At 57.6% G+C, this 25,312-nt stretch carries 24 protein-coding genes; 12 read left to right on the top strand and 12 right to left on the bottom strand.

Annotation, left to right across the window (positions count from 1 at the left end; genetic code table 11):
- Positions 1-6: 6 nt before the first annotated feature.
- A complete protein-coding gene (locus GXM22_RS13860; protein ID WP_005934618.1) occupies positions 7-567 on the bottom strand; it encodes a TIGR01440 family protein in 561 nt (186 codons plus the stop codon).
- Between the two features lie 140 nt (positions 568-707).
- Positions 708-2,021 carry an SMP-30/gluconolactonase/LRE family protein gene (locus tag GXM22_RS13855; RefSeq protein ID WP_099357276.1) on the bottom strand — a complete coding sequence of 438 codons (1,314 nt, stop codon included), beginning with the start codon at positions 2,019-2,021 and terminating at the stop codon, positions 708-710.
- A 238-nt stretch (positions 2,022-2,259) separates the two neighbouring features.
- On the opposite strand from GXM22_RS13855, the gene GXM22_RS13850 reads away from it, so the two are divergent.
- A complete protein-coding gene (locus GXM22_RS13850) occupies positions 2,260-2,946 on the top strand; it encodes a response regulator transcription factor (protein ID WP_035394613.1) in 687 nt (228 codons plus the stop codon).
- A gap of 18 nt (positions 2,947-2,964) precedes the next feature.
- Complete coding sequence (locus GXM22_RS13845; protein WP_005934608.1) at positions 2,965-4,476, top strand: sensor histidine kinase; 1,512 nt, start codon at positions 2,965-2,967, stop codon at positions 4,474-4,476.
- Between the two features lie 49 nt (positions 4,477-4,525).
- Here GXM22_RS13845 and GXM22_RS15095 read toward each other — a convergent pair whose 3' ends face one another.
- The 3 genes from GXM22_RS15095 to GXM22_RS13835 are packed head-to-tail and all read right to left on the bottom strand — an operon-like array spanning position 4,526 to position 7,985.
- Positions 4,526-4,681 carry a hypothetical protein gene (locus GXM22_RS15095; RefSeq protein WP_166444380.1) on the bottom strand — a complete coding sequence of 52 codons (156 nt, stop codon included), beginning with the start codon at positions 4,679-4,681 and terminating at the stop codon, positions 4,526-4,528.
- Between the two features lie 24 nt (positions 4,682-4,705).
- Positions 4,706-5,647, bottom strand: a complete 942-nt coding sequence (locus GXM22_RS13840) for a pectinesterase family protein (RefSeq protein WP_005934605.1) — start codon at positions 5,645-5,647, stop codon at positions 4,706-4,708.
- Between the two features lie 55 nt (positions 5,648-5,702).
- Positions 5,703-7,985, bottom strand: coding sequence for a SpoIIE family protein phosphatase (locus GXM22_RS13835; protein ID WP_099357277.1), 2,283 nt, complete (start codon positions 7,983-7,985; stop codon positions 5,703-5,705).
- Positions 7,986-8,467: 482 nt separating this feature from the next.
- Here GXM22_RS13835 and GXM22_RS13830 point away from each other — a divergent pair, with 482 nt between their 5' ends.
- From GXM22_RS13830 to GXM22_RS13805, 6 genes are all read left to right on the top strand, one after another.
- On the top strand, positions 8,468-8,695 hold the full coding sequence (locus GXM22_RS13830) for a helix-turn-helix domain-containing protein (RefSeq protein WP_226928518.1): 228 nt from the start codon (positions 8,468-8,470) through the stop codon (positions 8,693-8,695).
- Complete coding sequence (locus GXM22_RS13825) at positions 8,695-9,834, top strand: adenine-specific methyltransferase EcoRI family protein (RefSeq protein ID WP_005934595.1); 1,140 nt, start codon at positions 8,695-8,697, stop codon at positions 9,832-9,834. The genes GXM22_RS13830 and GXM22_RS13825 overlap by 1 nt, the downstream gene beginning before the upstream one ends.
- Before the next feature lie 151 nt (positions 9,835-9,985).
- Positions 9,986-11,089 (top strand): HNH endonuclease family protein, encoded by a 1,104-nt coding sequence (locus tag GXM22_RS13820; protein ID WP_005934594.1) that lies wholly within the window; start codon positions 9,986-9,988, stop codon positions 11,087-11,089.
- A gap of 501 nt (positions 11,090-11,590) precedes the next feature.
- Complete coding sequence (locus GXM22_RS13815; RefSeq protein ID WP_005934593.1) at positions 11,591-12,088, top strand: GNAT family N-acetyltransferase; 498 nt, start codon at positions 11,591-11,593, stop codon at positions 12,086-12,088.
- A 51-nt stretch (positions 12,089-12,139) separates the two neighbouring features.
- Positions 12,140-12,535, top strand: a complete 396-nt coding sequence (locus GXM22_RS13810; RefSeq protein WP_005934592.1) for a hypothetical protein — start codon at positions 12,140-12,142, stop codon at positions 12,533-12,535.
- Positions 12,536-12,608: 73 nt separating this feature from the next.
- Positions 12,609-14,264 (top strand): recombinase family protein, encoded by a 1,656-nt coding sequence (locus tag GXM22_RS13805; RefSeq protein WP_035394611.1) that lies wholly within the window; start codon positions 12,609-12,611, stop codon positions 14,262-14,264.
- 516 nt (positions 14,265-14,780) lie between these two features.
- Here the strand turns inward: GXM22_RS13805 and GXM22_RS13800 are convergent.
- On the bottom strand, positions 14,781-15,002 hold the full coding sequence (locus GXM22_RS13800; protein ID WP_005934589.1) for a hypothetical protein: 222 nt from the start codon (positions 15,000-15,002) through the stop codon (positions 14,781-14,783).
- A gap of 43 nt (positions 15,003-15,045) precedes the next feature.
- Positions 15,046-16,515: a glutamate--tRNA ligase gene (gene gltX, locus GXM22_RS13795; RefSeq protein WP_035394610.1), complete on the bottom strand. Its 1,470-nt coding sequence runs from the start codon at positions 16,513-16,515 to the stop codon at positions 15,046-15,048.
- Between the two features lie 303 nt (positions 16,516-16,818).
- On the opposite strand from gltX, the gene GXM22_RS13790 reads away from it, so the two are divergent.
- Both GXM22_RS13790 and GXM22_RS13785 read left to right on the top strand, forming a co-directional pair.
- Complete coding sequence (locus tag GXM22_RS13790; RefSeq protein ID WP_005934583.1) at positions 16,819-17,076, top strand: AbrB/MazE/SpoVT family DNA-binding domain-containing protein; 258 nt, start codon at positions 16,819-16,821, stop codon at positions 17,074-17,076.
- A gap of 21 nt (positions 17,077-17,097) precedes the next feature.
- Positions 17,098-18,024, top strand: a complete 927-nt coding sequence (locus GXM22_RS13785; protein WP_005934582.1) for an alpha/beta fold hydrolase — start codon at positions 17,098-17,100, stop codon at positions 18,022-18,024.
- A 119-nt stretch (positions 18,025-18,143) separates the two neighbouring features.
- On the opposite strand, the gene GXM22_RS13780 is transcribed toward GXM22_RS13785, so the two are convergent.
- The 4 genes from GXM22_RS13780 to GXM22_RS13770 all read right to left on the bottom strand — a co-directional run bounded on the left by GXM22_RS13780 (position 18,144) and on the right by GXM22_RS13770 (position 20,469).
- Entirely contained in the window at positions 18,144-19,433 is a 1,290-nt protein-coding gene (locus GXM22_RS13780; RefSeq protein ID WP_005934580.1) for an O-acetylhomoserine aminocarboxypropyltransferase/cysteine synthase family protein, read from the bottom strand.
- Between the two features lie 121 nt (positions 19,434-19,554).
- The gene (locus tag GXM22_RS15380) at positions 19,555-19,683 is read right to left on the bottom strand and encodes a hypothetical protein (RefSeq protein WP_255536615.1); all 129 of its coding nucleotides are present in this window, start codon (positions 19,681-19,683) and stop codon (positions 19,555-19,557) included.
- Between the two features lie 163 nt (positions 19,684-19,846).
- Positions 19,847-20,167 (bottom strand): type II toxin-antitoxin system RelE/ParE family toxin, encoded by a 321-nt coding sequence (locus tag GXM22_RS13775; RefSeq protein ID WP_005934578.1) that lies wholly within the window; start codon positions 20,165-20,167, stop codon positions 19,847-19,849.
- A complete protein-coding gene (locus GXM22_RS13770; protein ID WP_005934577.1) occupies positions 20,164-20,469 on the bottom strand; it encodes a type II toxin-antitoxin system RelB/DinJ family antitoxin in 306 nt (101 codons plus the stop codon). The genes GXM22_RS13775 and GXM22_RS13770 overlap by 4 nt, the downstream gene beginning before the upstream one ends.
- Positions 20,470-20,621: 152 nt before the next feature.
- Between GXM22_RS13770 and GXM22_RS13765 the strand changes: the two genes are divergently transcribed.
- Positions 20,622-21,311 (top strand): vitamin B12 dependent-methionine synthase activation domain-containing protein, encoded by a 690-nt coding sequence (locus GXM22_RS13765; protein WP_035394607.1) that lies wholly within the window; start codon positions 20,622-20,624, stop codon positions 21,309-21,311.
- Positions 21,298-23,727 carry a homocysteine S-methyltransferase family protein gene (locus tag GXM22_RS13760; protein WP_005934574.1) on the top strand — a complete coding sequence of 810 codons (2,430 nt, stop codon included), beginning with the start codon at positions 21,298-21,300 and terminating at the stop codon, positions 23,725-23,727. Before GXM22_RS13765 ends, GXM22_RS13760 begins: the two co-directional genes overlap by 14 nt.
- Before the next feature lie 65 nt (positions 23,728-23,792).
- On the opposite strand, the gene GXM22_RS13755 is transcribed toward GXM22_RS13760, so the two are convergent.
- Positions 23,793-25,280 (bottom strand): lipopolysaccharide biosynthesis protein, encoded by a 1,488-nt coding sequence (locus GXM22_RS13755; protein WP_005934572.1) that lies wholly within the window; start codon positions 25,278-25,280, stop codon positions 23,793-23,795.
- Between the last annotated feature and the right edge of the window lie 32 nt (positions 25,281-25,312).

The following is a 25,312-nucleotide window of genomic DNA, read 5'->3' as shown; positions in this document are numbered from 1 at the left end:
AAGACATCAGTCCTCCTCGGTATATTTTGCGCGCTCTCCGCCAATGAGCTTCGGGCGGGTGCGGGCGCAGAGAATGTTTGCTTCACCGATCCGGTTCAGGCTCAGCCGCACCGGCACGGCCACCCGGCGCAGGTGCATCCCAATCAGGGTGCCGCCAATGTCGATACCGGCGTGGGCGCGGATCTCCTCCACAGCAATGGGGTCTTTGAACTGCTTCCAGCAGGTGGTGGCCCAGCTGCCGCCCGCATGGGGCCGGGGCACGACACACACTTCCTCCCAACCGTATTGTTCGGCGGCTTCCCGCTCCATGATAATGGCCCGGTTCAGGTGCTCGCAGCACTGTGCCGCCAGCCAGATGCCGCGCTGGGCCAGCACCGGCGCAATGCCTGCATACACGGCCTGTGCGGCCTCCAGACTGCTGTCCTTACCGATGTGCCCGCCCACGATCTCGCTGGACGAGCAGCCCACCACGAACACGTCGCCCTTTTTCAGCTTTGCCTGTTCCAGCAGCTCTTCCACTGCCTGCCGGGCTTCCGCCTGGATCTGCTGTTTGAATGCGTCTGTCATATCAATTACCTCGTATCGATTGGTTGCCGCGATGACCCGATGTTCGGTGTTCGATTGGGCCCAAGCGTTTACAACAATTTTTCCGGGATGCCAGGGCTCCCCTGGCAGGGGAGCTGGCACGCGAAGCGTGACGGAGCGGTTCAGACCCGTACAGAGTAAAGCGCTTTTTCTCCCGCGATGCCAAAATACACCCGGTTCTCCACCGGGCAGAGGGCAGAGCTGCTGCCCTGAGGCTTGCCGGAAAAGCTCCACAGCCAGCTTCCGCTGGCGGTGGAAACGGCCTCGGCGCGGATGCCGTCGGCGGGCAGGGAGAACAGGTTCTCCTGCATCGATTCGCTCAGCCGCAGGGCCACACCGCGCAGGAAGGTGCTGCCTGCATGGCGCTCCAGCCAGCTGGAGCTGGCCCAGCGGTAGCTGATGTAGAGGGTGCTGTCCTCATCCAGCGCCAGCGTGCCGGGATAGCCCGGCAGCCCGCTGAAGCTGCTCTGACAGCCCTTGCCCCCTGCAGTCAGGCCGCGGGCAGAGGCCGCCGCGCTCCAGATGCAGCGGCTGCCGAGGTCGGAGATGTAGAGGGTCTGGGTGCGCTCGTCCAGCGCAAGGCCGGACGCTCCGGCAATGCCGCCCACCACCTGCTCCACGGTGCGGGCAGCGGGATCATAAACGTATACCGCGCCTGTTCCGGTGTGGGCCAGCAGCTCGGTGCGCAGGGCGCTTTCCAGCCCCTGTTCCGCGCTCTCCTGCCCGACCACGGCAAAGTAGACCTTGCCGTCCGCACCGACCTCCACGGCAGAAAGGGCCCCCAGCGGGGCACCGTCGATCTGCGTGACCACTTGCTCCACCGAAGCGCCCCAGCTGTCGTGCCGGGCGCGGCAGAGGGTGCCCCCGGCAGGGGTGAGGACTGTGAGCCACAGGTCTCCCGCAGCATCGAACGCAAAGCCGGTCAGCTCGCCCTCTACGCTCAGGATGACCGCAGCGTTGCCGCCGTCGGTGCGCACCAGATCGCTGGTGCGTTTTTTCAGGGAGGAGCCGTTCCACGCCGCCGCATAGACAAGGCCATCCCGGGTGCGGATGCAGTCCACACCCTGATACCCGCCCAGATCCCAGATCTCCCTGCGGTCGGTGGAAAGCTCTGCCTGTGCCGCGCCGGAGGCCTGCCGGTGATCCGGGGCAGTGTAGGCTTTGGGAGGGGCCTCAATGGGCCGGAGCACCAGCGCCCAGACCAGCGCAGCAACCGCGGCCAGCGTAAACACGATGCTCAATTTCTGGAACCTCTGGAGCACTTCCTCCCGCTCGGCGGTACGCTGGGCCTCCTGCACGGCCCGGCGGCGGGCAGCGGCGGCGCTGGCCCGGTTGGCGCGGCGAAGCCAGCGGTCTACCCACAGGGCCGCACTGGGCCCGATGGTCAGTGACGCGATGAGCAGGATGAGAAGCAGTTCAACGAATCCGATGCGCATAGGCAGATTTCCTTTGTTCTGATGGTTGTTTTATCAAATCAGTATAGCACACTTTATAGCAGAGAAGCAAGCCGGCGGCAGGCTCCTGCTGTTTCTTGCGGGGCTTTTGTGGTATACTAAAAGAAATGGGGCGGCGGTTTTCCAAACCATTCACTTAAACTTCACAAAATTTTCCAATAATTATATTATGATACCCCTAGAAACTGGAGCTATTTTGATAACGAGGAGGAAACCTCAGATGGCAAAGATACTGATCGTTGATGATGAACCCCGCATCCGGGAACTGATCCGGGAGCATTTACAATATGCAGGCTATGTCTGCGAGGAAGCGGGCGACGGCTCTGCCGCCCTTTCGCTGCTGAGCGGCGGCGGTTTTGATCTGGTGATCCTGGATGTGATGATGCCCTTTATGGACGGCATGACCTGCCTGCGCGAGATGCGCGCCCGCCACATCAACACGCCGGTGATCATCCTGACCGCGCGCGGCGAGGAGTATGACAAGCTGGCCGGTCTGGAAGGCGGCGCGGATGACTATGTGGTCAAGCCCTTCTCCCCGCGGGAGCTGGTGGCCCGTGTCAAGGCGGTGCTCAACCGCACCATGCCTCGCTCCGAGGCATCGGACGGCACCATGACCTTCGGCGAACTGACCATCGACACGGCCAGCCATACCGTGCGGGTGGCGGGCGAGGATGTGAGCCTGACCCCCAAGGAGTTTGACCTGCTGGTGTTCCTGGCCTCCAACAAGGGCATTGCCCTGAGCCGGGAGAAGATCCTGCAGAAGGTGTGGAACTACGACTATTTTGGCGAGGACCGCACCGTGGATACCCATGTCAAGATGCTGCGCGGCCATCTGGGCAAATGCCGGGGCTATATTGCCACCGTGTGGGGCATCGGCTATAAGTTCGACCCGGATGCAGCGCGTTAAACAGGAGGTTTGCGGTTGATGCGGCAACCCGAAAAAAAGCGGCGTACCGTGGGCATCCGCGGGCAGCTGATGTGGTTCCTCTGCTTCATCTGTCTGCTGCTGCTGGTGCTGTTCTGGTTTTTGTGCACCCAGCTGCTGGAGCCCCTGTACACCACCCATATCCAGAAGCAGCTGACCGAACAGGCAGATGCCATCGTGCAGAAGCTGGACGATGCCATTGCCGACGGCCAGACCCTCTCTTATTGGGGGTTCGGCAGTCAGCTCTATGTCAACAGCCAGTTTTTCAACCAGCTCAGCAGCGAAATCTACGAAAATGGCGGCATGAGCAGCTTCTGCGTGGATATCTCCGATGTCACGCTGCGGCAGATCTTCAAGGTGGAGAACCTCTCCTACTGCAACCTGCACCGCACCCGGCCCACCGATGAAAACAGCGAGCTGCCCTCTTACAGCACCGCCCGCGCCATGCGCCAGCTTTGCCGCGAGACCGGCAGCTGTGTGCGGAAGATCAACCCGCCCACGCCCTCGGGCACGGTGGAGCTGATGGTGGGCAGAACGACCTCCGACGGCAGCTACACTGTGCTGGTGACCACCAGCCTGATGCATGTCTCGGAGGCTGGCGAGGTGATGAGCACGGTGCTGCCGCTGGCGGCGGCGCTGATCTTTGCCTTTTCCATGAGCGCGGCGTGGCTGTTCAGCGAGTGGTTCACCAAGCCCCTGCGCCAGCTTTCGGGCGCGGCCCGGCAGGTGGCACAGGGCGACTATGCCGTTCAGGTGGAGACCAACCGCCGGGACGAACTGGGCGACCTGGCGCAGGAGTTCAACCACATGGCCAAGGAAGTCCAGCACGCGGCTCAGATGCAGCGCGACCTGCTGGCGAATGTCTCCCACGACCTGCGCACCCCGCTGACCCTCATCAAGGGCTATGCGGAGACGGTGCGGGACATCACCGGCGACGACAAGGCCCACCGGGACGAGCAGATGAACATCATCGTGGATGAGGCCGACCGGCTGACAGCGCTGGTCTCCAGCGTCATGGAGCTGAGCAAGGTGACCAGCGGCGCGGAAAAGTGCGAGAAGGTCCACTTTGATATGGGCCAGCTCTGCGATGAGGTCAGTGAGCGCTATGACGCGGTCTGTGCCCAAAATGGCTGGCAGCTCAAGCTGGAACTGCCGGAGGAGGAGCTGCCTGTCTATGCCGACCCCAACATGATGCAGCGCGCCCTCCACAACCTGCTGGGCAACGCCATGCACCACATCGGCGGGGACGGCATCTTCCTCCTGCGGGCCTCTAAGGTGCCCGAGGGAGTCCGGGTGGAGATCGAGGACCACGGCCCCGGCATCTGTGCCGAGGATCTGCCCTATATCTTTGACCGGTATTACCGCTCCCGCTCCGATGCGGGCAAGCAGGGCACCGGCCTGGGGCTTTCCATCACCAAGGCCATCTTCCAGCAGCACGGCTTCCGCTTCGGCGTGCAGAGCACGCTGGGCAAAGGCACGACCTTCTGGTTCATTGCAACGGATACAAAGTAAAACGACCCTCTCCGTCATTGTTTCGGAATGACGGAGAGGGCCGCTCTTTTTAAGCATCTGCTTTCCGGTAAATGCCCAGACTGTTGTCCGGTTCCGGCATCTTCACGCGGGAGGCGCGGTCGTTCACCTTGACCAGCATCCAGCCCATCAGGGCCAGCACCACCACGATAATGAGCCATTTTACGGCGTTGGGGAGTTTTTTCATATTCGTATTCCTTTGTTTTTGATCTCAGGGGCGGCAGAGCTTCCGCGCCCGGGCCAGCAGGGCGGCGGCATCGGCGGCAGAGGGCGCTGCGACCCAGTCCGGGCGCTGGCGTGCCCCCGGGCCGCTGCTTCCGGCCTCGGTAAAGCGGGCAAGGCAGGTGTCCGTACGGTCATTCCAGCCGGAAAAGCCCTCCGGCGCAATGTGGGCTCCAAGGCGGCAGTCCAGCACGGCAGTCTTGCCGGTGGGCCGCCAGGGCCTGCCCAGATAGACCGTTCCGGCGGGGCAGTCGGAGACGAAATCGCAGTCCCAGAACACGAAGCCCAGCCCGTTGGCACTGCCCGAAGGGGCGGTGATGTAGCTGTGGGGAAGGTGGTTGTCTACCGTGCGCAGGATGCACTGCTCAAACAGGGCATCGGCCCCGCCAAAGATGAAGTCGATGTCCCCCGCGATCTCGCAGCTCTGGTAATACTGCGCCGAGGGGCGGCGGGGCGCAAACTTGCGGGGGCCCAGAAAACCGTCCTTCTCCCGTTCAGCCTCGGGCAGGGGCGCGCAGAAGAGCGTGTCCTGGTTGCCCAGCAGCCTTACCCGGCGGAACACGGCCTTTTCGGCATCCACATAGGCAGCAATGGCCTGCCCCACGGCACTGCCCGGACCGGCATCGTTGGCAATGGTCAGATCTTCTACCGTTACGCTGCCGCCGCCGAAAAAAGCGGTGTAGCTGCGGAAGGTGTGGGTGGGCCGCCCATCCGGGTGGGGCAGCTTGCCGCCGTCCCCAAAGATCAGGGTGGTGGCATCGGCTCCCGCGCCCCGCAGGGTGAGCGCCCGTTTTTCACAGACCAGCTTTTCCCGGTAGATGCCGGGCCCGATGCAGATCTCTGCTTCCAGCTCGTAGGGCACCGCCAGCACGGCCTCCGAGATGCTGGCAAAATCGCCGCTGCCATCCTGGGAAACGGTGAGTTTTAACATGGGCAGTCCTCCCTTATAAAAGATAAGGCTATTATATGCCCCTTTTGTGAAATTTTCAATGTCCGCAGGGCTCTAACCGGAGCACGGCGGCGGTGATATCATCGGGTCGGCCGGTCTGTTCGGCGCGGGCGCGGGCGGTCTCCACAAGGATCCGGGCCACCTTTTCGGGCGGGTCGCCTGCGGCGGCGGAGAGCTCCAGCTGCTTGGCCACCCAGCCGGGGCCGTCCACCAGCAGACCGTCCGAGACCAGTACGGCATAGTCTCCGGCGGCGAGATGCACCACCCGGCTCTGGCCGTTCACACCGCCCAGAATGCCGATGGGCAGGCTGATATCGCCCACCGGACGGGCGCGGCCCCCGTGCACCAGAAAGCCCGGGGCGGCCCCGGCCTTGAAGATCCGTGCCGTGCCAGTGTAAAGGTCCACGCTGATCAGGTCGAGGGTGGCCCCGCTCTCTTCATCGCTTTTCAGGGCCAGCGCCACATTGACCAGTCGCGCTGCCAGCTCAGCGGTGAAACCGGCTTTCAGCAGGCGGGCAGTGAGCTCGGCGGCAAGGCTGCCATCCACGGCGGCCGGGCGGCCTGTGCCCATGCCGTCACACAGGATCATCTGGGCAGCGGCCGGACTGCAGAACTGCTGGACCGCATCCCCGGAGACAGTGCCCTTTGCCGCCGTGCCTGCAGTTCCGAACACAGCCCGGAGGGCGGGCTTTTCGCAGAAGAGCAGGGTGGTCATCCCTTTGCAGGAGAGCACCTGCGGCGGGTCGAAGTCCCGGCGGCAGATGCGCCCGGTCTCCTGCGCCAGCGCGGCCAGCTCGGGGGAAGAGAAGCGGGTGCGGGGCAGAGTGACCGCCGCCCGTGCCCGGCCCAGGTCGTCCAGCGTGACAGCGCATTCCAGCGGCGGCGTGCCCAGGCTGGCAAAAAACGCCGCCACCCGCCCAGATTTGTAAGGTTCCGGGTTTCCGGGGCGGCCCAGCTGCTCACTGAGCACGCTCAGGGCATCGGCCATGGCGCTGTATTGTTCGGTCAGGGCGGTGCGCATGGCCTCGGCGTGGACATGGGCTTCCTTCCGGCTCCGGTAGAGCGCAAAGGAGCGGTTTGCCGCCGCGCAGAGCGCTGCCGGGTGGATGCATCTGGACAGCTGGCCGGGCAGATCGCTGGCCTGCAGGTGTCCCTGCTGTTCCAGAATGGGCCGCAGGGCGTTCATCCCCTCCAGCGTGGCGGTGTATTCCTGCTTCCAGCAGGTCTCCCGCCGCCCGCAGTTGAAGCACAGGCTGTCGTGGGTGTTGTCGATGACCCAGCGGAAGGTGTCGCACCGGCGGGGAAACGCATCGTACACAGCGTTCACTGTCTCGGCCAGCGAGGAAAGGCTCTCGGCCACTGCTTCCAGCCGGGTGGCGGCAGCAGAAAGCCGGGGCGGCTCCTCGGGCGGCGCGGGGGCTTCCGGCACCGGTGTCAGCCAATGTTTTGGGAAAAAGGCGGGGGCCGCAAAGCCCAGCCCGGCGCTGAGGAGCAGGGGCAGGGCCGTGCCGGAGGCGGGAACACAGAGCACCCCCAGCACACATCCGCCCGCACAGGCGGCAAGGGTCTCAGCCCGCCGCCCGGGGGCCAGCAGGACCGCGGCCGCCGTGCCGCAGCAGAGCCCCACCGCCGCCGGGGCAAGGGAAGGGTCTGCGGCGCAGAGCGCGGCCCCGGTGAAGGCAGCAAAGGCCAGCGCGGGCTTTTCCTGCCCGCGGCAGCAGAGGGCAGCATCCACCATGGCACAGGCCGCTACCCCAAGGCAGAGAGGGCCGAAGCGCAGCCCGCCCAGCGCCGCCGCCACGGCAGAAGCGGCCAGCAGGGTGCCAAAGCCGGGCTTTTCGGGTGGGAAGCGCTGCAGTGCATAGCCGAAGCCGCCCGCCAGCAGGGCATCTGCCCCGCAGAAGAACACCAGCGTGAAGCCTGCCCCGCCGGGCCCCAGCGCAAAGCAGACACCTCCCAGCACCAGCGCCCCGCACCCGGCCAGAAATGCCGGGCGGAGCCTGCCTGGCCAGAGCCATCGGGCGGCCACGGCCGCCCCCACGGCGCAGAGCAGGCAGAGGCTGTCCAGTGAAAACGCCCCGAACCCGTGGAACAGGATGCTCAGCGCAGCTCCGGCTGCGCAGGCGGCAAAGCAGTCCGCAGGCAGGCCCAATGTCAGCCCCAGCCCAAAGGGGAGCAAAGCCCCGTAGAGAACGGCCCAGCCCCCGGCAAGCCCCAGCGCAAAGGCCCCGCCCTGCCGCAGGGCCGGGCGTACCGCCGCCCGGGAGGCCAACGCGGCGGCAACAGGCTGCTTCGGGTGCAGTTTTGTGGTTTCCGGCATGAAAAAATCCCCGCTTTCGGGCGTGTGCCGATAAGACAGTAATTTGAGAAAATTACGAAATCGGCATCTGTCAGACAGGATTGGACAAAACAGGCGACATTCAACTTTGGTTGGATGCCGCCTGTTTTTGTACATCTAAGGGTTGAATTTCGCTTGTTTTCCCCTCTGTGTGGCATTGTTCAAATGCAGGCATATCAGACTTCACCTATCCGTGTGGTCTGGTGTAGAAGCGCAAAAATAGCTACTGTTCAGCGTATGGGATACACGGATTTAAGAAGCGCTACATGGTAAAATCTGTTTGCTCTATAATGAACTTCTTTTCTGAAATCACAACACTTGCTTTGCTGCTATGGAAATAGGTGCAGATATTCACCCTGCTTACTGCTGCCCACGCGAAAGCATATCTCGATATGCAATAATTTGTTGCGTTTTTGGGAATTCTGTGATAAGATTATAAAAGCAAAATGCAAAGAGAGGGCACCATGATGATTTACAGCTACGACAAGTTATGGAAATTGTTGATAGATAGAAAAATCACGAAAACCGAGATGCGGCAACAAACAGGCATTAGTACAAATATGCTCGCAAAAATGGGAAAGCAGATGCCAGTTTCCATGGAAGCCCTTGCAAAGATTTGCAACTATCTCGGATGTGGGCTTGATGATGTTGTGGAAATATTTTCTTCTACCGAAGAAGGTGGTGACAGATAATGGCTGGAAATAGCAATCTACATGATTCTGCAAGGAACAAACAGGATGAGTTCTACACGCAACTTTCGCTGATTGAAAAGGAACTCAAGCATTACCGGAGTTTCTTTGCTGGCAAAACAGTTTTGTGCAACTGCGATGATCCCTACGAGAGTAATTTCTTTAAGTACTTTGCCATGAATTTCAATGCTTTGGGGTTGAAGAAATTGGTAACAACTTGCTATGCAACATCACCCGTGGTTGGAGATGAATTTGAGTACTATGTTGACAATGCTGGACAGCTTGCATTTGTTCCAGACACTGACACAACTCCATTGGTTTGTAGCACTCGGAGACCCTATCGAGTAGAAATCACCGAGGTGACAGACGAAAACCACGATGGGCGGGCAGATCTTGCGGATGTCGAATATCTTATGCGAAACAGAAAAAATACTATGACACTTCTTAATGGTGACGGAGACTTCCGAAGCCCAGAGTGTGTAGAGCTGCTAAGAGAAGCTGACGTGGTGGTAACTAACCCGCCGTTCTCCCTGTTCCGCGAGTATATTGCGTTACTTGAAGAATACAGAAAATACTTTATAATCATTGGAAATATGAATGCTGTCACATATAAAGAGATTTTTCCGATGATTGCTGAAAACAGATTATGGTTGGGGTATAATAGCGGACATTTTTGGTTCAAAGTACCCGATTCTTACGAGATTAAGAAAACCGATTTTAAGATTGATGAGCATGGACAGAAATGGCGGCGAATGGGAAACATTTGCTGGTTCACAAATGTGGATATCGAAAAAAGGCACGAAAATATGCCCCTATTCAGGAGCTACTCGCCAGAATTATATCCTAAATACGATAACTACGACGCTATCAATGTCGACAGGACAGTAGATATTCCCTGTGATTATTATGGTGTCATGGGTGTTCCAATCACGTTCTTGTCGCAATATAACCCTGACCAATTTGAAATCGTGGCGTTCAGAAAAGGAACTGATGGCAAAGATCTTGTTTACTCTTTCCCTGATTGTTCACATTCTGTTAATGTAGAGAGAGAGAGAGAGAGAGAGAGAACGGGGCGGCGGACGGTGCAGCCGTACTTCCGTATCCTCGTCAGACGCAAGCCGACAACTCACACGACGACGTGATTCGTCCGGTTCTGCACGGCAGGAAATTATATCGACGGATCACAATTCGTATGCAACGGCAATCCCAGGGTTGATTAAAAATGCTGAGGGGAAGATCGACGGAAAAATCACTTATGTGCGATTGACTATTCGCAGAAAGTAGAGAGTATGTATGAAAATCAAACTACATGAGATTCCTGTGCGAGAAGTTGTTGCAGGATACAAGGATAGTGCTGAGAACGGTGTTGTGGGCTACGGTGGAAGGCTGAATATCCGCCCAGCTTTTCAGCGGGAATTTATCTACAAAGACAAACAACGTGACGAAGTTATCCGTACCATCACAAAGAATTTTCCTTTGAACGTAATGTACTGGGTCAAAAATGATGATGGCAATTTTGAAGTGCTTGATGGTCAGCAGAGAACAATAAGCATCTGTCAATATGTTCAAGGTGACTTCTCTATCAACCATCTTACATTTTCCAATCTGACGCATACGGAACAACAGCAGATTATGGACTATCCGCTGATGATTTATATTTGCGAGGGTACGGATAAGGAGAAGTTAGACTGGTTCAAAATCATCAACATTGCAGGAGAACAACTGACAACGCAGGAATTACGAAATGCGATTTATACGGGAGAATGGCTGACCGAAGCAAAAAAATATTTTAGCAAAACCATGTGCCCGGCTTATCAAATTGCCGGCGACTATTTGAATGGCTCCGCAATCCGTCAAGACTACCTTGAAACCGCCTTGAAGTGGATTTCTGCCCGTGAAGGTATTGAAATCGAAGATTATATGTCACAGCACCAGCATGACACGAACTGCAATGAACTGTGGCTGTATTTCCAGACTGTTATAAATTGGGTAAAAGCTACATTCCCCAAATATCGCAGCAAGCTGATGAAGGGACTCGAATGGGGTATCTTTTACAATAAATACGGCACAGGTAAATATGATCCCAAAGCACTTGAAGCTCGTATCATTGAACTGATCGAAGACTACCGCAATGGATATATCTCAAATCAAAAGGGCATTTATGAATATCTCTTTGATGGACAGGAACGGCACCTAAATATTCGTGCTTTCTCTCCTGAAATGGCACGGGCAGCTTATGAGCGGCAAAAAGGTATCTGCCCAAAATGCGGAAAGCATTTTGAAATTGAAGAAATGCAAGCTGACCATATCACGCCGTGGAGTAAGGGTGGAAAGACAACTGCGGAAAACTGTCAGATGCTTTGTGCAGACTGTAACCGCCGCAAGAGTAACATATAAAATTTCTCCGTTCAGCTCCGTAGGAGCGCAGCCGATTTCTCTGAAATCGTTCAGGGGTTTGGGGCAATTCCCCAACAAGATTGCACGGGTGTATAAACACGAGCATTGCTTGCCAAGTGCGTTTCGCAGTTGGCAGGTAATGAGAAGTGGGTACCGCCGTGCATTGCTTGCCAGAATGGCAAGCTCCGGTGTGGGTACTCACCGGATTTGCTTGCTATTCTGCAAGGAAATCCCGGTCGTACCACGCCGGATTTCGCAAGTGTACATACACTTGCTGTGCTTGCTATTCTCCGTTTCCCATGTTAGCAAGCGCCATTTTCCAAATGGAAATCGGCGGCAACCGCCGCCTTGTCTGCCAAAAAGCGAAACAGACGGACGGAAGTCAATGGCGGCGCAGCCGTTCATCTTGACCATTGACGGCGTTCGTCCGTTTTGCTACGCAGTAGCACTTGAACGAATATAATCGAAACAAATAAGCGTATTGATTGAGGTGTTAGGAGTATGGATTGTCTAATTCGGAAAGTACAGCAAGGTGATGAATTTGATTTAGCTTATATCCAAACAGAAAGTTGGAAGGCTGCGTTTAAGGATATCCTGTCTGCCGAGATACTGCAAATGTCCACCAACCTAAATCGTGCTACGGCAATGTATAAGCGATTGCTCGATGAGAATATTGGCAATGGATATATTTTAGAGGTGGACTCTCATCCTCATTGTATTGCATGGTGGGATACGGCGCGAGATAACGATATGCCTGATTATGCGGAACTCATCTGCATCCATAGCTTGCAAGACAACTGGAGAAAGGGTTTCGGAACTCAAATGATGAGCAGAGTCATGGGCGACATGAGAGCTGCTGGCTATGATAAGGTTATGCTTTGGGTGTTTGCGAACAACATTCGAGCAAGAAAATTCTATGAGTCGTTTGGTTTTTTCACACATGGAAAAGTTAAACCTTGTCTTGAAACAGAAGAAATTTGCTACGAGAGAAAATTATAACGAGTATTGTTTTAATCGTTATAACCATGAAAGCGAAGGAGGCTTGACGAAGTGAATCCGAAAGAAAAAGACAATGAGATCATCGAACTGACTGACGAAGAACTGGACGAGATTTTTGCCGACGATGATTTTGATAACGGCGAGGAGGACGGTGAAATCCGCTCGTTTTATTTCTCCAATCCTGACCCGTATGCCAAGGTCGAGCCTCGTCCCGATGATGCCCCCAAGCGAGAGTTTTCTTTCGATGAGAAGGGCAACATCGTAGTGAAAAATCCGTCCGCCTTTTGGCTGCCCGACGTCAAAATCGTGGAGGGACACGGCGGCACGGAATACACCGTAACCGGCAGCTACGAGGGTACGGAAACCCTCGACAAGAAGCTCAGACGCATCATGGAACAGAACGCTGCCGATGATAAAAACGGTATCACGGAGGACGCCGATGAGTAACGACGCTTCTCTTGATATAAACCAAAAATCCAATCCTGTTCAGACAGTTGCCCCACCGAAGGAGGACAACAATATGTTAAGGGCAACCGACAAAATCACAGCGCTTTATTGCAGACTGTCCGTAGAGGACACCAAGGAAAAAGGCGGCAAGGATGACCCGTCGAATTCCATTCAGCATCAGCAGATCATGTTAATGGAGTATGCAAAATCTCAGCATTTTCCGAACCCGACCTATTTTATTGACGATGGGTACAGCGGGGTTGAGTTCAACAACCGCCCCGGCTTTCAGCGAATGCTTGCGGAAATTGAAGCCGGTCATGTGGAAGTGGTGATTACGAAAGACCTTTCAAGACTCGGTCGTAATTCTTCGCTGACAGGGCTTTATATCAACTACACGTTTCCTCAGTACGGCGTGCGATATATTGCCATCAACGACCACTTCGACACCATTGACCCCAATAGCACCGACAACGACATTGCAGGCATCAAGAACTGGTTTAACGAGTTTTTTGCCAAAGACACCAGCCGCAAAATCCGTGCCGTCAACAAGGCAAAGGGTGAGCGTGGAGAACGATTGACTACCAACATTCCATACGGTTACAAGCGGAATCCCGATGATCCGAAAGCGTGGATTGTGGATGAAGAGGCGGCACAGGTCGTGAAGCGTATCTTTGCACTTTGCATGGAGGGCAAAGGTCCAAGCCAGATCGCCGCTTTGCTTGAAAAGGAAATGGTGCTGAATCCCACCGCCTACAAACAGCGGGAGGGCAGGAAAACACCGCATCAGGCTCCAGAGAATGAATATCGCTGGCACGAAAGCACCGTTGCTTATATTCTCGAATACATGGAGTACACAGGCTGCACGGTCAATTTCAAGACCTACACCAACTCCATCTGGGACAAAAAGCAGCGGGAAAATCCAATGGAGAATCGCAAGATTTTCTATAACACCCACCCGGCGATCATCTCTCTGGAAGTCTTTGATAAGGTGCAGGAGATCAGGCAGCAGCGGCACCGCAGAACAGCGACGGGAAAGAGCAATATGTTCTCCGGTTTGGTGTTCTGCAACGACTGCAAGCAGAAGCTCTACTACTCCACCACCAGCTATTTTGAAAAGCGGCAGGACTTCTTCATCTGCTCCACCCATCGTGCCAACAAGGACAAGTGCAGCGGACATTATATCCGTGCCGTTGTGCTGGAACAGATCGTCTGGAAGCACATTCAGGAGGTCGTATCGGTAGTCACTCGCTATGAGGCGTATTTCCGTTCTGAAATGGAGCAAAAGCTCCGTATGCAGAGTGAGGAATCGCTGCGGCTGTCTCAGAAGCGGCTGGCACAGGCTGAGAAGCGAATCGGAGAACTTGACCGTCTTTTCATCCGCATTTACGAGGACAATGTAGCCGGACGGCTGGACGATGAGCACTTTGCCATGATGAGCAAGAACTACACCGAGGAACAGAAAGACCTCAAAGCCGAGGTCAAAGGTCTGCAACAGCAAATCCATGAACAGGAACAACAGGCGGAGAATATAGAGCAGTTTGTTCAGCGGGTAAAGAGGAACAGCACCCTCACAGAGCTGACCCCCTATGCCCTCAGAGAGCTTGTCAAGGCGGTCTATGTAGATGCCCCTGACAAGTCCAGCGGCAAGCGCAGGCAGAAGGTACATATCGAGTACGACCTTGTGGGCTACATTCCCGTGGATGAACTGCTAAAAGCGGAACAGGCATGACCGAGATCATGCCTGTTCCACGAAATTTGATTTTACTGTCTTACCAGCAGGGAGCTTCCGGCGGGGATCTTTTGCAATGTTCTGTTTCCCGCGCCCTTTGCATATACTGTAGCGCGGGCGCGCGGCGTTTTATGCCGCAGGACAGTATTCTACTGAAAAACGACTTCAAAACACAGAAATACAGAGCTTTGTAGTATTCTGAAAGAATCTGTCATTTAACAGTGGAACTGTATGCTGTGAAATTTATCTTTCTACAATTTAATTACTGCACGACAATTATCTTCTTGAATGGCGTTAATGACTTTTTTTAAATCCTTTCGAGGAATTTGTGAATTATTATGGCATAAAACACAGCTTCCATTCTGAGCAATCTAAATTTTCGTTGCATTATTATTTGGAACACCCTCCTTCACATGCACGTGCACTGGTTCCAGTGGAGTTCCTTCATTCGCCTAAAAATATACACTATACGCACCAACTTGTAAAACCTTTGGCATAGAATCTCCTTTCATTGTTTCAATATGTTTTGGAACGAATAATTTTCTGGTAGCGGTCGATCTCAGCAGGGGTGAAGCCGCTGACATCCTCCCAGGTATAATCCGGCAGATAGCAGACCGCAGAGTGGAAACAATCCTTCTCGTCGGGCTTTTCGATGTAGACCTTTACACGGTGGTCTGGCTGCATCTCGGAATGCACGATCTCGGTGTTGTCGTCCAGTGTCATAAACGGGTACATCATAAAAACACCTCCGTGGATATGATTGCGAAAAGGGGAAGGAAGATCAGCCGTTCAGCTTCTCAATGGCAGCCTTGACACGGGCAAGGGTCGTCTCGCGGCCCATCATGCAGGCAAGGTCGGTGCCGCCGCCGGGGGTGCGCTGCTTGCCGGAAAGGGCAATGCCCAGCGGGTAGAGCAGCCAGCCGTTCTTTTTGCCCAGCTCTTCGGCCTTGGCCTTGCAGGCGTTGAACACGGTGTCGCGGTCAGAAAAGTCCAGGCTCTCGTCGCTCAGCAGGGGCAGCAGGGCTTCCAGTGCCTCCAGGGCGGTCTCCGGGGTGGTCTTCTGCTTCTTGTTGGCGTACAGGCTCACATCGTAGTCGGGCATTGCGTCAAAGAAGTCCAGCTGCTCGGGGATCTCGCCCAGCACCTCACAGCGGGGCTGCAGGTTGGCGCAGAGCAGCTTCTTGTCGATGGGGGTGTGCACGGCCTGATCGATCCAGGGCTCGGCCTTCTTCTGGAACTCCTCAGGGCTCAGGCGGCGGATATACTCCGCGTTGATGGCCCGCAGCTTGAGGGGGTCGAAGATGGCGGGGGACTTGGAGATGCCGTCCGGGCTCCAGATCTTGATGAGCTCTTCCAGGCTGAAGATCTCCTGCTCGGCGTACTCGCCCTTGGGGCTCCAGCCCAGCAGGCAGATGTAGTTCATCACGGCCTCGCTCAGGTAGCCCTTGGCCACCAGATCCTGATAGCTGGCATCACCGTTGCGCTTAGACAGCTTGTTCTGTGCGTCCTTCATCACGGGCGGGCAGTGGATATAGGTGGGGATCTCCCAGCCAAAGGCCTGATACAGCAGGTTGTACTTGGGGGTGGAGGACAGATACTCGCTGCCGCGGATGACATGGGTGATGCCCATCAGGTGGTCGTCCACAACGTTGGCAAAATTGTAGGTGGGCATTCCGTCGGTCTTGATGAGGATCTGGTCGTCCATCTCGCTGTTCTCGACCTCGATGTGGCCGTAGACCACATCGTCAAAGCCGGTCACGCCCTCCTTGGGGATCTTCTGGCGGATGACGTAGGGCTCACCTGCAGCCAGACGCTGCTTGACCTCCTCCTCGGGCAGGTCGCGGCAGCAGCCGTCGTAGTGGGTCATCTCACCGTTGGCGCGCTGTTCGGCGTGCAGTGCCTCCAGCCGCTCCTCGGTGCAGAAGCAGTAGTAGGCCTTGCCCTCTGCCACCAGCTGCTCAGCATACTGCTTGAACATGCCCATCCGCTCACTCTGAACGTAGGGGCCCACAGGGCCGCCGATGTCCGGGCCCTCGTCCCACAGCAGGCCGGTCTCCCGCAGGGTGTTGTAGATGACATCCACAGCGCCCTCAACGTAACGGCCCTGGTCGGTGTCCTCAATGCGCAGGATGAAGGTGCCGTCCTCGTGCTTGGCCATCAGGTAGGTGTACAGCGCGGTGCGCAGGTTGCCAACGTGCATGTAGCCGGTGGGCGAGGGGGCAAAACGGGTGCGGACTTTATTGCTCGGCATAGAAAAACGCTCCTTTTATATTTACAGGCAAAAAATTGCGGATAGCTACCTTTTAGTTTAATCGCTGTGCGCTGTTTTGTCAACGAATCGGCCGCAGATTTGGCAGAATGGGCGTTTGGAAGCAAAAGAAAAATATTTTTGTCGAAACTGCACGCAATCATTGACGAATGATTGGAAATTTTGTATACTGAGTGGGAGAGATGGCACAATTTTCCTTTAAAGGCTCTGAAGGAGAGATCAGGGCCGGGAGAAAATTGGGAAATGGCTGTCTGAGGTGTAAATGACAAAGGAGAAGAAAAAACTATGAAGAGTACCGGAATCGTCCGCGGTGTTGACGGCCTGGGCCGTATCGTCCTGCCCAAGGAGCTGCGCACCAGCATGAAGCTGGACAACGATGCCAAGCTGGAGATCTTTGTGGAGGGCGATGAGATCATCCTCAAAAAATACCGCCCCACCGGCAGCTGCGATTTTTGCGGCGAGGTGGACGACAACGCAATCCAGTATGCAGGCTACTGCATCTGCACCTCCTGCCGCAAGAAGATCGGCAACATGAAAAAATAAAACGGAGAAGGAGGGCAGCCCATGAGCCAGATGATCGACTTTACCCTGCCGTCCTGCCAGCCGGGGCGGACGCTCCATGCGTTCCGCTGTGTGCCGGAGGGAGAGGTGCGGGCTGTGCTGCAGCTCTCCCACGGGATGGTGGAGTTCATCGACCGCTATAAGCCGCTGGCCGAGAACTTGGCCGCCCGGGGCATCCTTGTCACCGGCAACGACCACCTGGGCCACGGCGGGTCCATCCGCACCAAAGAGGATTATGGCTACTTTGGCGAACCCGACGGAAACCGCGCCGTGCTGGAGGATCTGCACGCTGTGACGACCCTGACAAAGCAGCTGTATCCCGGCGTGCCCTATTTCCTGCTGGGCCACAGCATGGGCTCGTTTTACGCGCGGCAGTACCTCTGTGAGTGGGGCGATGAGCTGGACGGTGCCATCATCATGGGCACCGGCTACCAGCCCAAAGCGCTGGTGCAGCTGGCCAGGACCATCTGCCGGGTGCTGGCCGTGTTCCATGGCTGGCACTACCGCAGCAAACTGGTGGCCAGACTTTCGTTTCTGGGGTACAACAAGGGGTTGGAGGGCCGCACGGCCCACGACTGGCTCAACCGTGACCCGGTGGAGGTGGACCGCTACCGCGCCGACGAGCGCTGTACCTTTATCTTTACCCTGAACGCCTATTACAGCATGTTCAGCGGCATCCTGCGGCTGTACGACCCGGCTCTTCTGGCCCGGGTGCCCAAGGATCTGCCCATGCTGTTCCTGGCAGGCGATGCCGACCCGGTGGGCGAACAGGGCGCAGGTGTGAAGCGGGCGGTCAAGAGCCTGCTGGATGCCGGTGTGAAGAACATCGAGGTCAAGCTGTACCCCAGTGCCCGGCATGAGCTGCTGGTGGAGCTGAACCGCGAAGAGGTCTTTGCTGACATTGGTGACTGGCTGGAACGCCGACTGTAAAAACACGAACACACAAAAACAGAACCGCCGCCCGGAAATTTCGGGCGGCGGTTCTTTGCACACACGATCAAAAAGGAGAAGGGAGGAGAGTTTTTGTCAGAGCATGGGGGACAGGGGGATTACTCGCCGCGGACGGCTGCGAAGCCAGCTTCCAGATCGGCGATGATGTCATCGATGTGCTCGGTACCGATGGACAGGCGGATGGTGTTCTGATAGATCTGCTGCTCGGCCAGCTCCTGATCGTTCAGCTGGCTGTGGGTGGTGGAGGCCGGGTGGATGACCAGGCTCTTTACGTCTGCAACGTTTGCCAGCAGGGAGAAGATCTTCAGGTTGTCAATGAACTTGAAGGCTTCTTCGCGGCCGCCCTTGATGTTGAAGGTGAAGATGGATGCGCCGCCGTTGGGGAAATACTTCTCGTACAGGGCGTGATCCGGGTGATCGGGCAGAGAGGGGTGGTTGACCTTCTCCACCTGAGGATGGTTTGCCAGGAATTCGACCACCTTCTTGGTGTTCTCCACATGGCGCTCGATGCGCAGGCTCAGGGTCTCGGTGCCCTGCAGCAGCAGGAATGCATTGAACGGGGAGATGGTGGCACCGGTATCGCGCAGCAGGATGGCGCGGATGTAGGTGACGAAGGCAGCAGGGCCTGCGGCATCGGCGAAGGAAACACCGTGATAGCTGGGGTTGGGATCAGCGATATTGCCGAACTTGCCGCTGGCCTTCCAGTCAAACTTGCCGCTGTCCACGATGATGCCGCCCAGGGTGGTGCCGTGGCCGCCGATGAACTTGGTGGCGGAGTGGACCACGATGTCTGCGCCGTGCTCGATGGGGCGGATCAGGTACGGGGTGCCGAAGGTGTTGTCGATGACCAGCGGCAGACCGTGCTTGTGGGCAATGGCGGCGATGGCATCAATGTCGGGGATATCGCTGTTGGGGTTGCCCAGTGTCTCCAGATAGACGGCCTTGGTGTTGGGCTGAATGGCGTTCTCCACCTCGGCCAGATCGTGAGCATTGACAAAGGTGGTGGTCACGCCGAACTGGGTCAGGGTGTGCTCCAGCAGGTTGTAGCTGCCGCCGTAGATGGTCTTTTGTGCCACGATGTGGTCACCGGCCTGTGCCAGCGCCTCGATGGTGTAGGTGATGGCGGCAGCGCCGGAAGCGGTGGCCAGAGCAGCCACGCCGCCCTCCAGAGCAGCGATGCGCTTCTCGAACACATCCTGCGTGGAGTTGGTCAGGCGGCCGTAGATGTTGCCCGCATCGGCCAGACCGAAACGGTCAGCGGCGTGCTGGCTGTTGCGGAACACATAGGAAGTGGTCTGGTAGATGGGCACGGCGCGGGAATCGGTTGCGGGATCGGCCTGCTCCTGGCCAACGTGAAGCTGCAGGGTCTCAAATTTATAGTTAGACATGGTAATTAACCTCTCTATCTGTACTTAAAGTATAATTCTGACGCATAAAAAATCCCGGTCACTGACACCATTTCAGTGCACCGGGCAAAAATTCGGGTTTAGCGCTTTGGCAGCTTTACCATCACATTCGCACACACATTCGGTCTGCAGAGGGCAATGCACAGCGCTCGGTCCCATATTCTGCCCGGGTGGTGTACATTCGCCCACAACGGAAGTTTGCGTGGAGCAGGTTTTTCCAGATCAGCGTCATCTTGGTGCCCTCCTTTCAACGATTTTCCCAATCCTCTACGAACCCGGGAAACTTGACTTCAATTTCCCACTAGGTTGGTGGATTTGTTGTCTGGATTATATCCCCATTTACCCAGATTGTCAATAGGTTTATTGCAAAAAAGTCGGAAATTTTCCGCAGGGGTCTATTTTGCGAGGTTTTGAAGATTCCGCCCACCATAAACAATACGAACGAGAGTTACGGTACGGGTGCTTTGATCGATCAGGTAGAACAACAGAAAATTCTCCACGGTAAACCTGTGCATCCCCATGCTCTGCCACGGTTCCCAGTCCACAACAGGGTATCGCCCGGGCAGGGCATCCAGTGAGCGAGCAGCCTTGCGGATGCGGTTGACCAGTTTTTGGGCGGTAGCTGGCTCTTTGAGCGAAAATGCGACATAGGAGTAGAGATCCCGCAGGTCGTCCAACGCCTGCGGTGCGTAGCGGACCGTATAAACGCTACTCATATTCCAAACTCCTGATACAATGCGGCATCGACTTCATCGGCAGAAAAACTTTTGCCATTTTGCAGAGAGGCGACTCCCTTTTGCAGCTCGGTATCCAACTCGGTACGGCTCATGCCGCCCACAGCAGTGGGGGTGGCAGGGGGAAGATGCAGATCGAGCGGGAGCCCCCGGGTCAGGACGATCTGGCGGTAAAGCATCTGGATGGCGCTGGATGGGGTAATGCCCAGTTGAGCAAGGATATCCTCGGCGCTTTCTTTCAGGTTGGTATCAATGCGGGCATAGACGGCGGCGGTGTTAGCCATAACGATCACACTCCTTTTTTACAGTATAACGCAGATTGCTTGCGAATGCAATCAGTTGCAAGCAAAAATAAATGCGGTGTTTTGCGTTGACGGGAAAACGGGGATGCTGTATACTAAGTCTATTCTTTATTCTTGTAAAGGAGGGCGGGCAGATGAGCATTGGGCCAAGTATGCCGCTGCGGCTGGAAAAGCCGGAGGGCATCGACCTTGCACAGGCGGCGCGGTACTTCGGGGCCCGGGGCGGCGCGGACGCGGCCACCCAGGCATTGCTGGAAAAATGCGCCGTGCCGCTGCTGGCGGCAGCCACGCCCCGGGCAGTCTGGCTGGAGGCCGACCCCGACAGCCTGACAGCGGCGGGCATTCTGGCGGGGGAAGATGTGGCAAAGCATCTGGAAGGCTGCACCGCCGCCCTGCTGCTGGCTGTAACGCTTGGCCCCGGTGTGGATGTCCAGATCCGCCGGGCCGGTGTAGGCGATATCGCCGCCGGTGTGGCATCGGATGCGCTGGGCTCTGCGCTGGCCGAACAGGCTGCGGAGGCCGCTGAGGCTGAGCTGCGCCAGTGGGCCGCCCGGCAGGGCAAGTATCTGACGGGGCGCTATTCCCCGGGCTACGGGGACTGGCCCCTTGCCGTGCAGCCGCTGTTGGCGGCAGCGCTGGACACCGCCCGCCGCGCCGGGCTCTGTGTCACGGAAAACAACCTGATGACCCCCCGCAAGAGCATCACGGCCATTCTGGGGGTCAGCGATCACCCGGTCCGGGGTCATCTGGCGGGGTGCGGGCACTGCGTGCTCCGCACCCGGTGCGAATATAGAAAGAGGGGGATCACCTGTGCAAGCGAATGAACTGTTTGACCGGCCCAATACCATCCTGCTGGATGGCGGCATGGGCACCATGCTGCAGGCAGCGGGCCTGAAACTGGGGGCCCGCCCCGAGGAGCTGAATATCACCGACCCGGCGCTCATCGAGAGCATCCATGCCCGGTACGCCGCCGCAGGCAGCCGCATCATCAATGCCAATACCTTTGGCGCTTCCGCCCACAAGCTGGCAGGCAGCGAGTACACGCTGGAGGAGATCATTGCGGCGGGCATTGCCAACTGCAAGCGGGCCTGTGCCCCTTACGGCGCACTGGCCGCACTGGATGTGGGCCCCCTGGGGGAGCTGCTGGAACCCAACGGCACCCTTGCGTTTGAGGATGCCGTGGCAGAGTATGGCCGCATCGTCCGGGCAGGCGTGGCCGCCGGGGCTGACCTCGTGTTCCTTGAGACCTTTACCGATCTGTATGAGCTGAAGGCCGCCCTGCTGGCCGTCAAGGAGAACAGCAGCCTGCCCGTGCTGGCCAGCATGAGCTTTGAAGCAGGCGGCCGCACCTTTACCGGCTGCACGGTCGAGAGCTTTGCCGCCACCGCCCGTGGTTTGGGGGCCGATGCCGTGGGCATCAACTGCTCTCTTGGCCCCAAGGAGATCTTCCCCATGGCAAAGCGGCTGACCGAAGCCCTGCCCGGCAGCTTCCCGGTGTTCGTCAAGCCCAACGCGGGCCTGCCCCGTGCCGATGGCTCTGGCTACGATATCACCCCGCAGCTCTACGCCATGCAGATGAAGCCCTACCGGGAACTGGGCCTGTTTGCTGCAGGCGGCTGCTGCGGCACCACCCCGGAGTTCATCCAGCTGCTGAACGGCGTGTTTGCCGATTGCAGGCCGGGCCGCCCTGACCACCCCATGAAGTCGGTGGTGTGCAGCCCCATGGACTGCGTGGATGTGGACGGCATCACGGTGGTGGGTGAGCGCATCAATCCCACCGGCAAAAAGCGGTTCCAGCAGGCCCTGCGGGAAGGGGATATGAACTATGTGCTGGAACAGGCCGTGAGCCAGACCGAGGCCGGGGCCCAGATCCTGGATGTGAACGTGGGTGCGCCCGGTGTGGATGAGCCTGCCCTGATGGAGCAGGTGGTCAAGGCGCTGCAGAGCGTGGTCAGCCTGCCGTTGCAGCTGGATTCCTCCCATGCCGAGGCGCTGGAACGGGGCCTGCGGGTCTACAACGGCAAGCCCATCGTCAACTCGGTGAACGGCGAGGAGGAAAAGCTGAACACCATCCTGCCCCTGTGCAAAAAGTACGGCGCGGCGGTGGTCGGCCTTGCCATTGACGAGCGGGGCATCCTGCCCAAAGCCGAGGACCGCGTGGCCATTGCCCGCCGCATCCGGGACGCGGCACTGGCGGCAGGCATCCCGCAGGAGGACATCTATATCGACTGCCTGACCCTGACGGCCAGCGCCCAGCAGGAGGATGTGCTTGCCACGGTGCAGGCCCTTCACGCCTGCAAGGAGGAGCTGGGGGTGCGCACCATTCTGGGCGTGTCTAACATCAGCTTCGGCCTGCCCTGCCGCTCCTACCTGAACACCACCTTCCTCACCATGGCCATGTATGCCGGGCTTGACCTTGCCATTATGAACCCCTCCAGCGAGGAGATGATGGCGGCGGTCTATGCTTACAACGTTCTGACCAACCGGGACAAGCAGAGCACGAAGTACATTGAGCGGTATGCCAACCGGGTGCCCGCTTCTGCCGCACTGGTGCAGGCCGTGCAGAATGCCCAGACCGCCCCGGCAGCAGGCGAAACACCGGAGGCCGCCGGCCCCTATGCCCCCTTGATGAAGGCGGTGGAAAAGGGTCTGAAGGGCGAGGCAGCTGCCCGCACCCGGGCGCTGCTGGAGGAAAAGGAGCCGCTGGAGCTGGTGGACGAAGCCCTCATTCCGGCGCTGGATATCGTGGGCGCAAAGTATGAAAAGGGCACCCTCTTCCTGCCGCAGCTGCTGCAGGCGGCCACCGCCGCGCAGGGGGCTTTTGAGGAGATCAAGACCGCCATTGCCCAAAAGGGCGAGGGCAGCGCCAGCAAGGGACGCATCGTCATTGCCACCGTCAAGGGAGATGTCCACGACATCGGCAAGAACATCGTCCGGGTTATCCTGGAGAATTATGGCTTTGAGGTCATCGACCTGGGCCGTGACGTGCCGGTGGAAACGGTCGTGAATACCGTCCGGGAGAAGGATGTGCATCTGGTGGGGCTTTCCGCTCTGATGACCACCACCCTCAAGAGCATGGAGGAGACCATCCGGGCCCTGCACGATGCCAAGCTGGACTGTAAGATCATGGTGGGCGGCGCTGTGCTGACCCCCGAATATGCAAAAAAGATCGGTGCCGACTGGTACGCCAAGGATGCCAAGCAGAGTGCCGATATTGCCAAGGAGTTCTTTGGCGTATAAGTTGGGATATTAAGAGAAAACGACCCTCTCCGCATTGTAATTCCCGGAGAGGGTCGTTTTTTTGCTTACTTCTTGATCCAGTTGTCCACTGCGCTCACCAGAACCCTGCCCCGGCGGCCCAGGAGCTTGGGCAGGAGCATCCGGGCCATGGCCCAGACACCTGCAAAGTTGAACAGGATGATGGCGGCGGTCAGGAGGCCTGTCCACAGGCCGTAGAGCGGAGGCTCGGCCAGCAGGAGCAGGGCCTCGCCCGCCAGCACGCCGAAGTTCACCGCCACCCGGCCCGGGTGGATGGACATACCGATCATGTTGTGGGCATCCAGCGCGCGCAGCACGAACACGATGCCCAGACCGAAGAAGGAAGCCACCGTTGCGCCGATGGGCCCCCACCACTTGATGAAGAAGTAGTTCATAATGCAGTTGCTCACGGCACCGGCCAGCATGGTCCACAGGCTGTGGGTGGACTTTTTGTTGACAACGTATGCGCTGTTGAGGAACTGGTTGAAGCAGCTGCAGGTGGAAGCCAGCGTCAGGAAGGGCACAAAGTGCCAGGCGTAGTAGTAGTTGGACTTCATCACGTGCATGACCGGGCGGCAGAGCCAGATGATGCCCGCCGCACAGCAGAACAGCACCGAAGAATAGGTGCGGAAGATCTTGGTAAAGAACCGGGCGCGGCCCTCCTCCTCGGTCACGGCGGAGAGCTGCCAGGCATCGTAGAAGATCAGGCCCAGCGTGGTCAGGATGGTGGGCAGGAAGTAGCCGGTGGAAAGCAGGCCGCTCCAAGCGTCACCGCTGTGGCCGTCCAGCCCGCCGCACATCTCGCGCACGAAGAACAGGTCCGATGCGTTGATGACCCAGAAGCTGATCTGGGCTGGGATCATGGGCAGGGAAAAGCGGAGCATCTGCTGCCAGAGATCCCGGTTCAGGCCCTTGAGCTCCACATAGTTCCACAGCCTGCCGGTGATGCAGAGGAAGAGCACGCTGACCAGGTCACCGCTGATGATGGCCAGCAGGTAGCCGTTGGCCCCCCAGTGGAAGCCCACAAGGTAGAGCACATAGAACATCAAGGTGGCAAAGGTGCACAGGATGCCGTCCACGGCCACCAGCTTGTTCCACTGGCGGCTGCGCACGAACTGGGTGCAGAGGGTGCGCAGGCAGCTCATCAGGACGTAGATGTAGATGAGGAAGCCGTACTGCGCCATATCGGGCAGGAACTGCGCCACAGGCCAGCAGAGGATCAGGATGCCGAAGCCCCCCAGAATGGTCAGCAGGCCGTTGGTGAACACCTGCTTTTCGCTGTTGCCCTTGTCCAGGCCAAAGCGGATGATGGCGTTGGACATGCCCATCGAGACAAAGGGGATGAGCAGGTTTGCATACTGGCTCAGGATCTTCGCCAGACCCAGATCGGAGATCTCGGCCATGGCGTAGGTCAGGAACGGCTGCACCAAAAGGGTCAGCAGCTTAGACGAAAAGCTCGAAATGGCAAAGATAATGGTGTTTCCGGCCAGCTTTGAATATTTGTCGCCGCCGGAGGTTTTTTTTTCACTTTCCAAGGGTCGAACCCCTCCTGTTGATTTTTATCACA

The sequence above is a fragment of the Faecalibacterium duncaniae genome, assembly GCF_010509575.1.
In the GTDB taxonomy this organism is placed as follows: Bacteria; Bacillota; Clostridia; order Oscillospirales; family Ruminococcaceae; genus Faecalibacterium; species Faecalibacterium duncaniae.
This window is presented reverse-complemented; position numbering and strand designations above follow the sequence as displayed.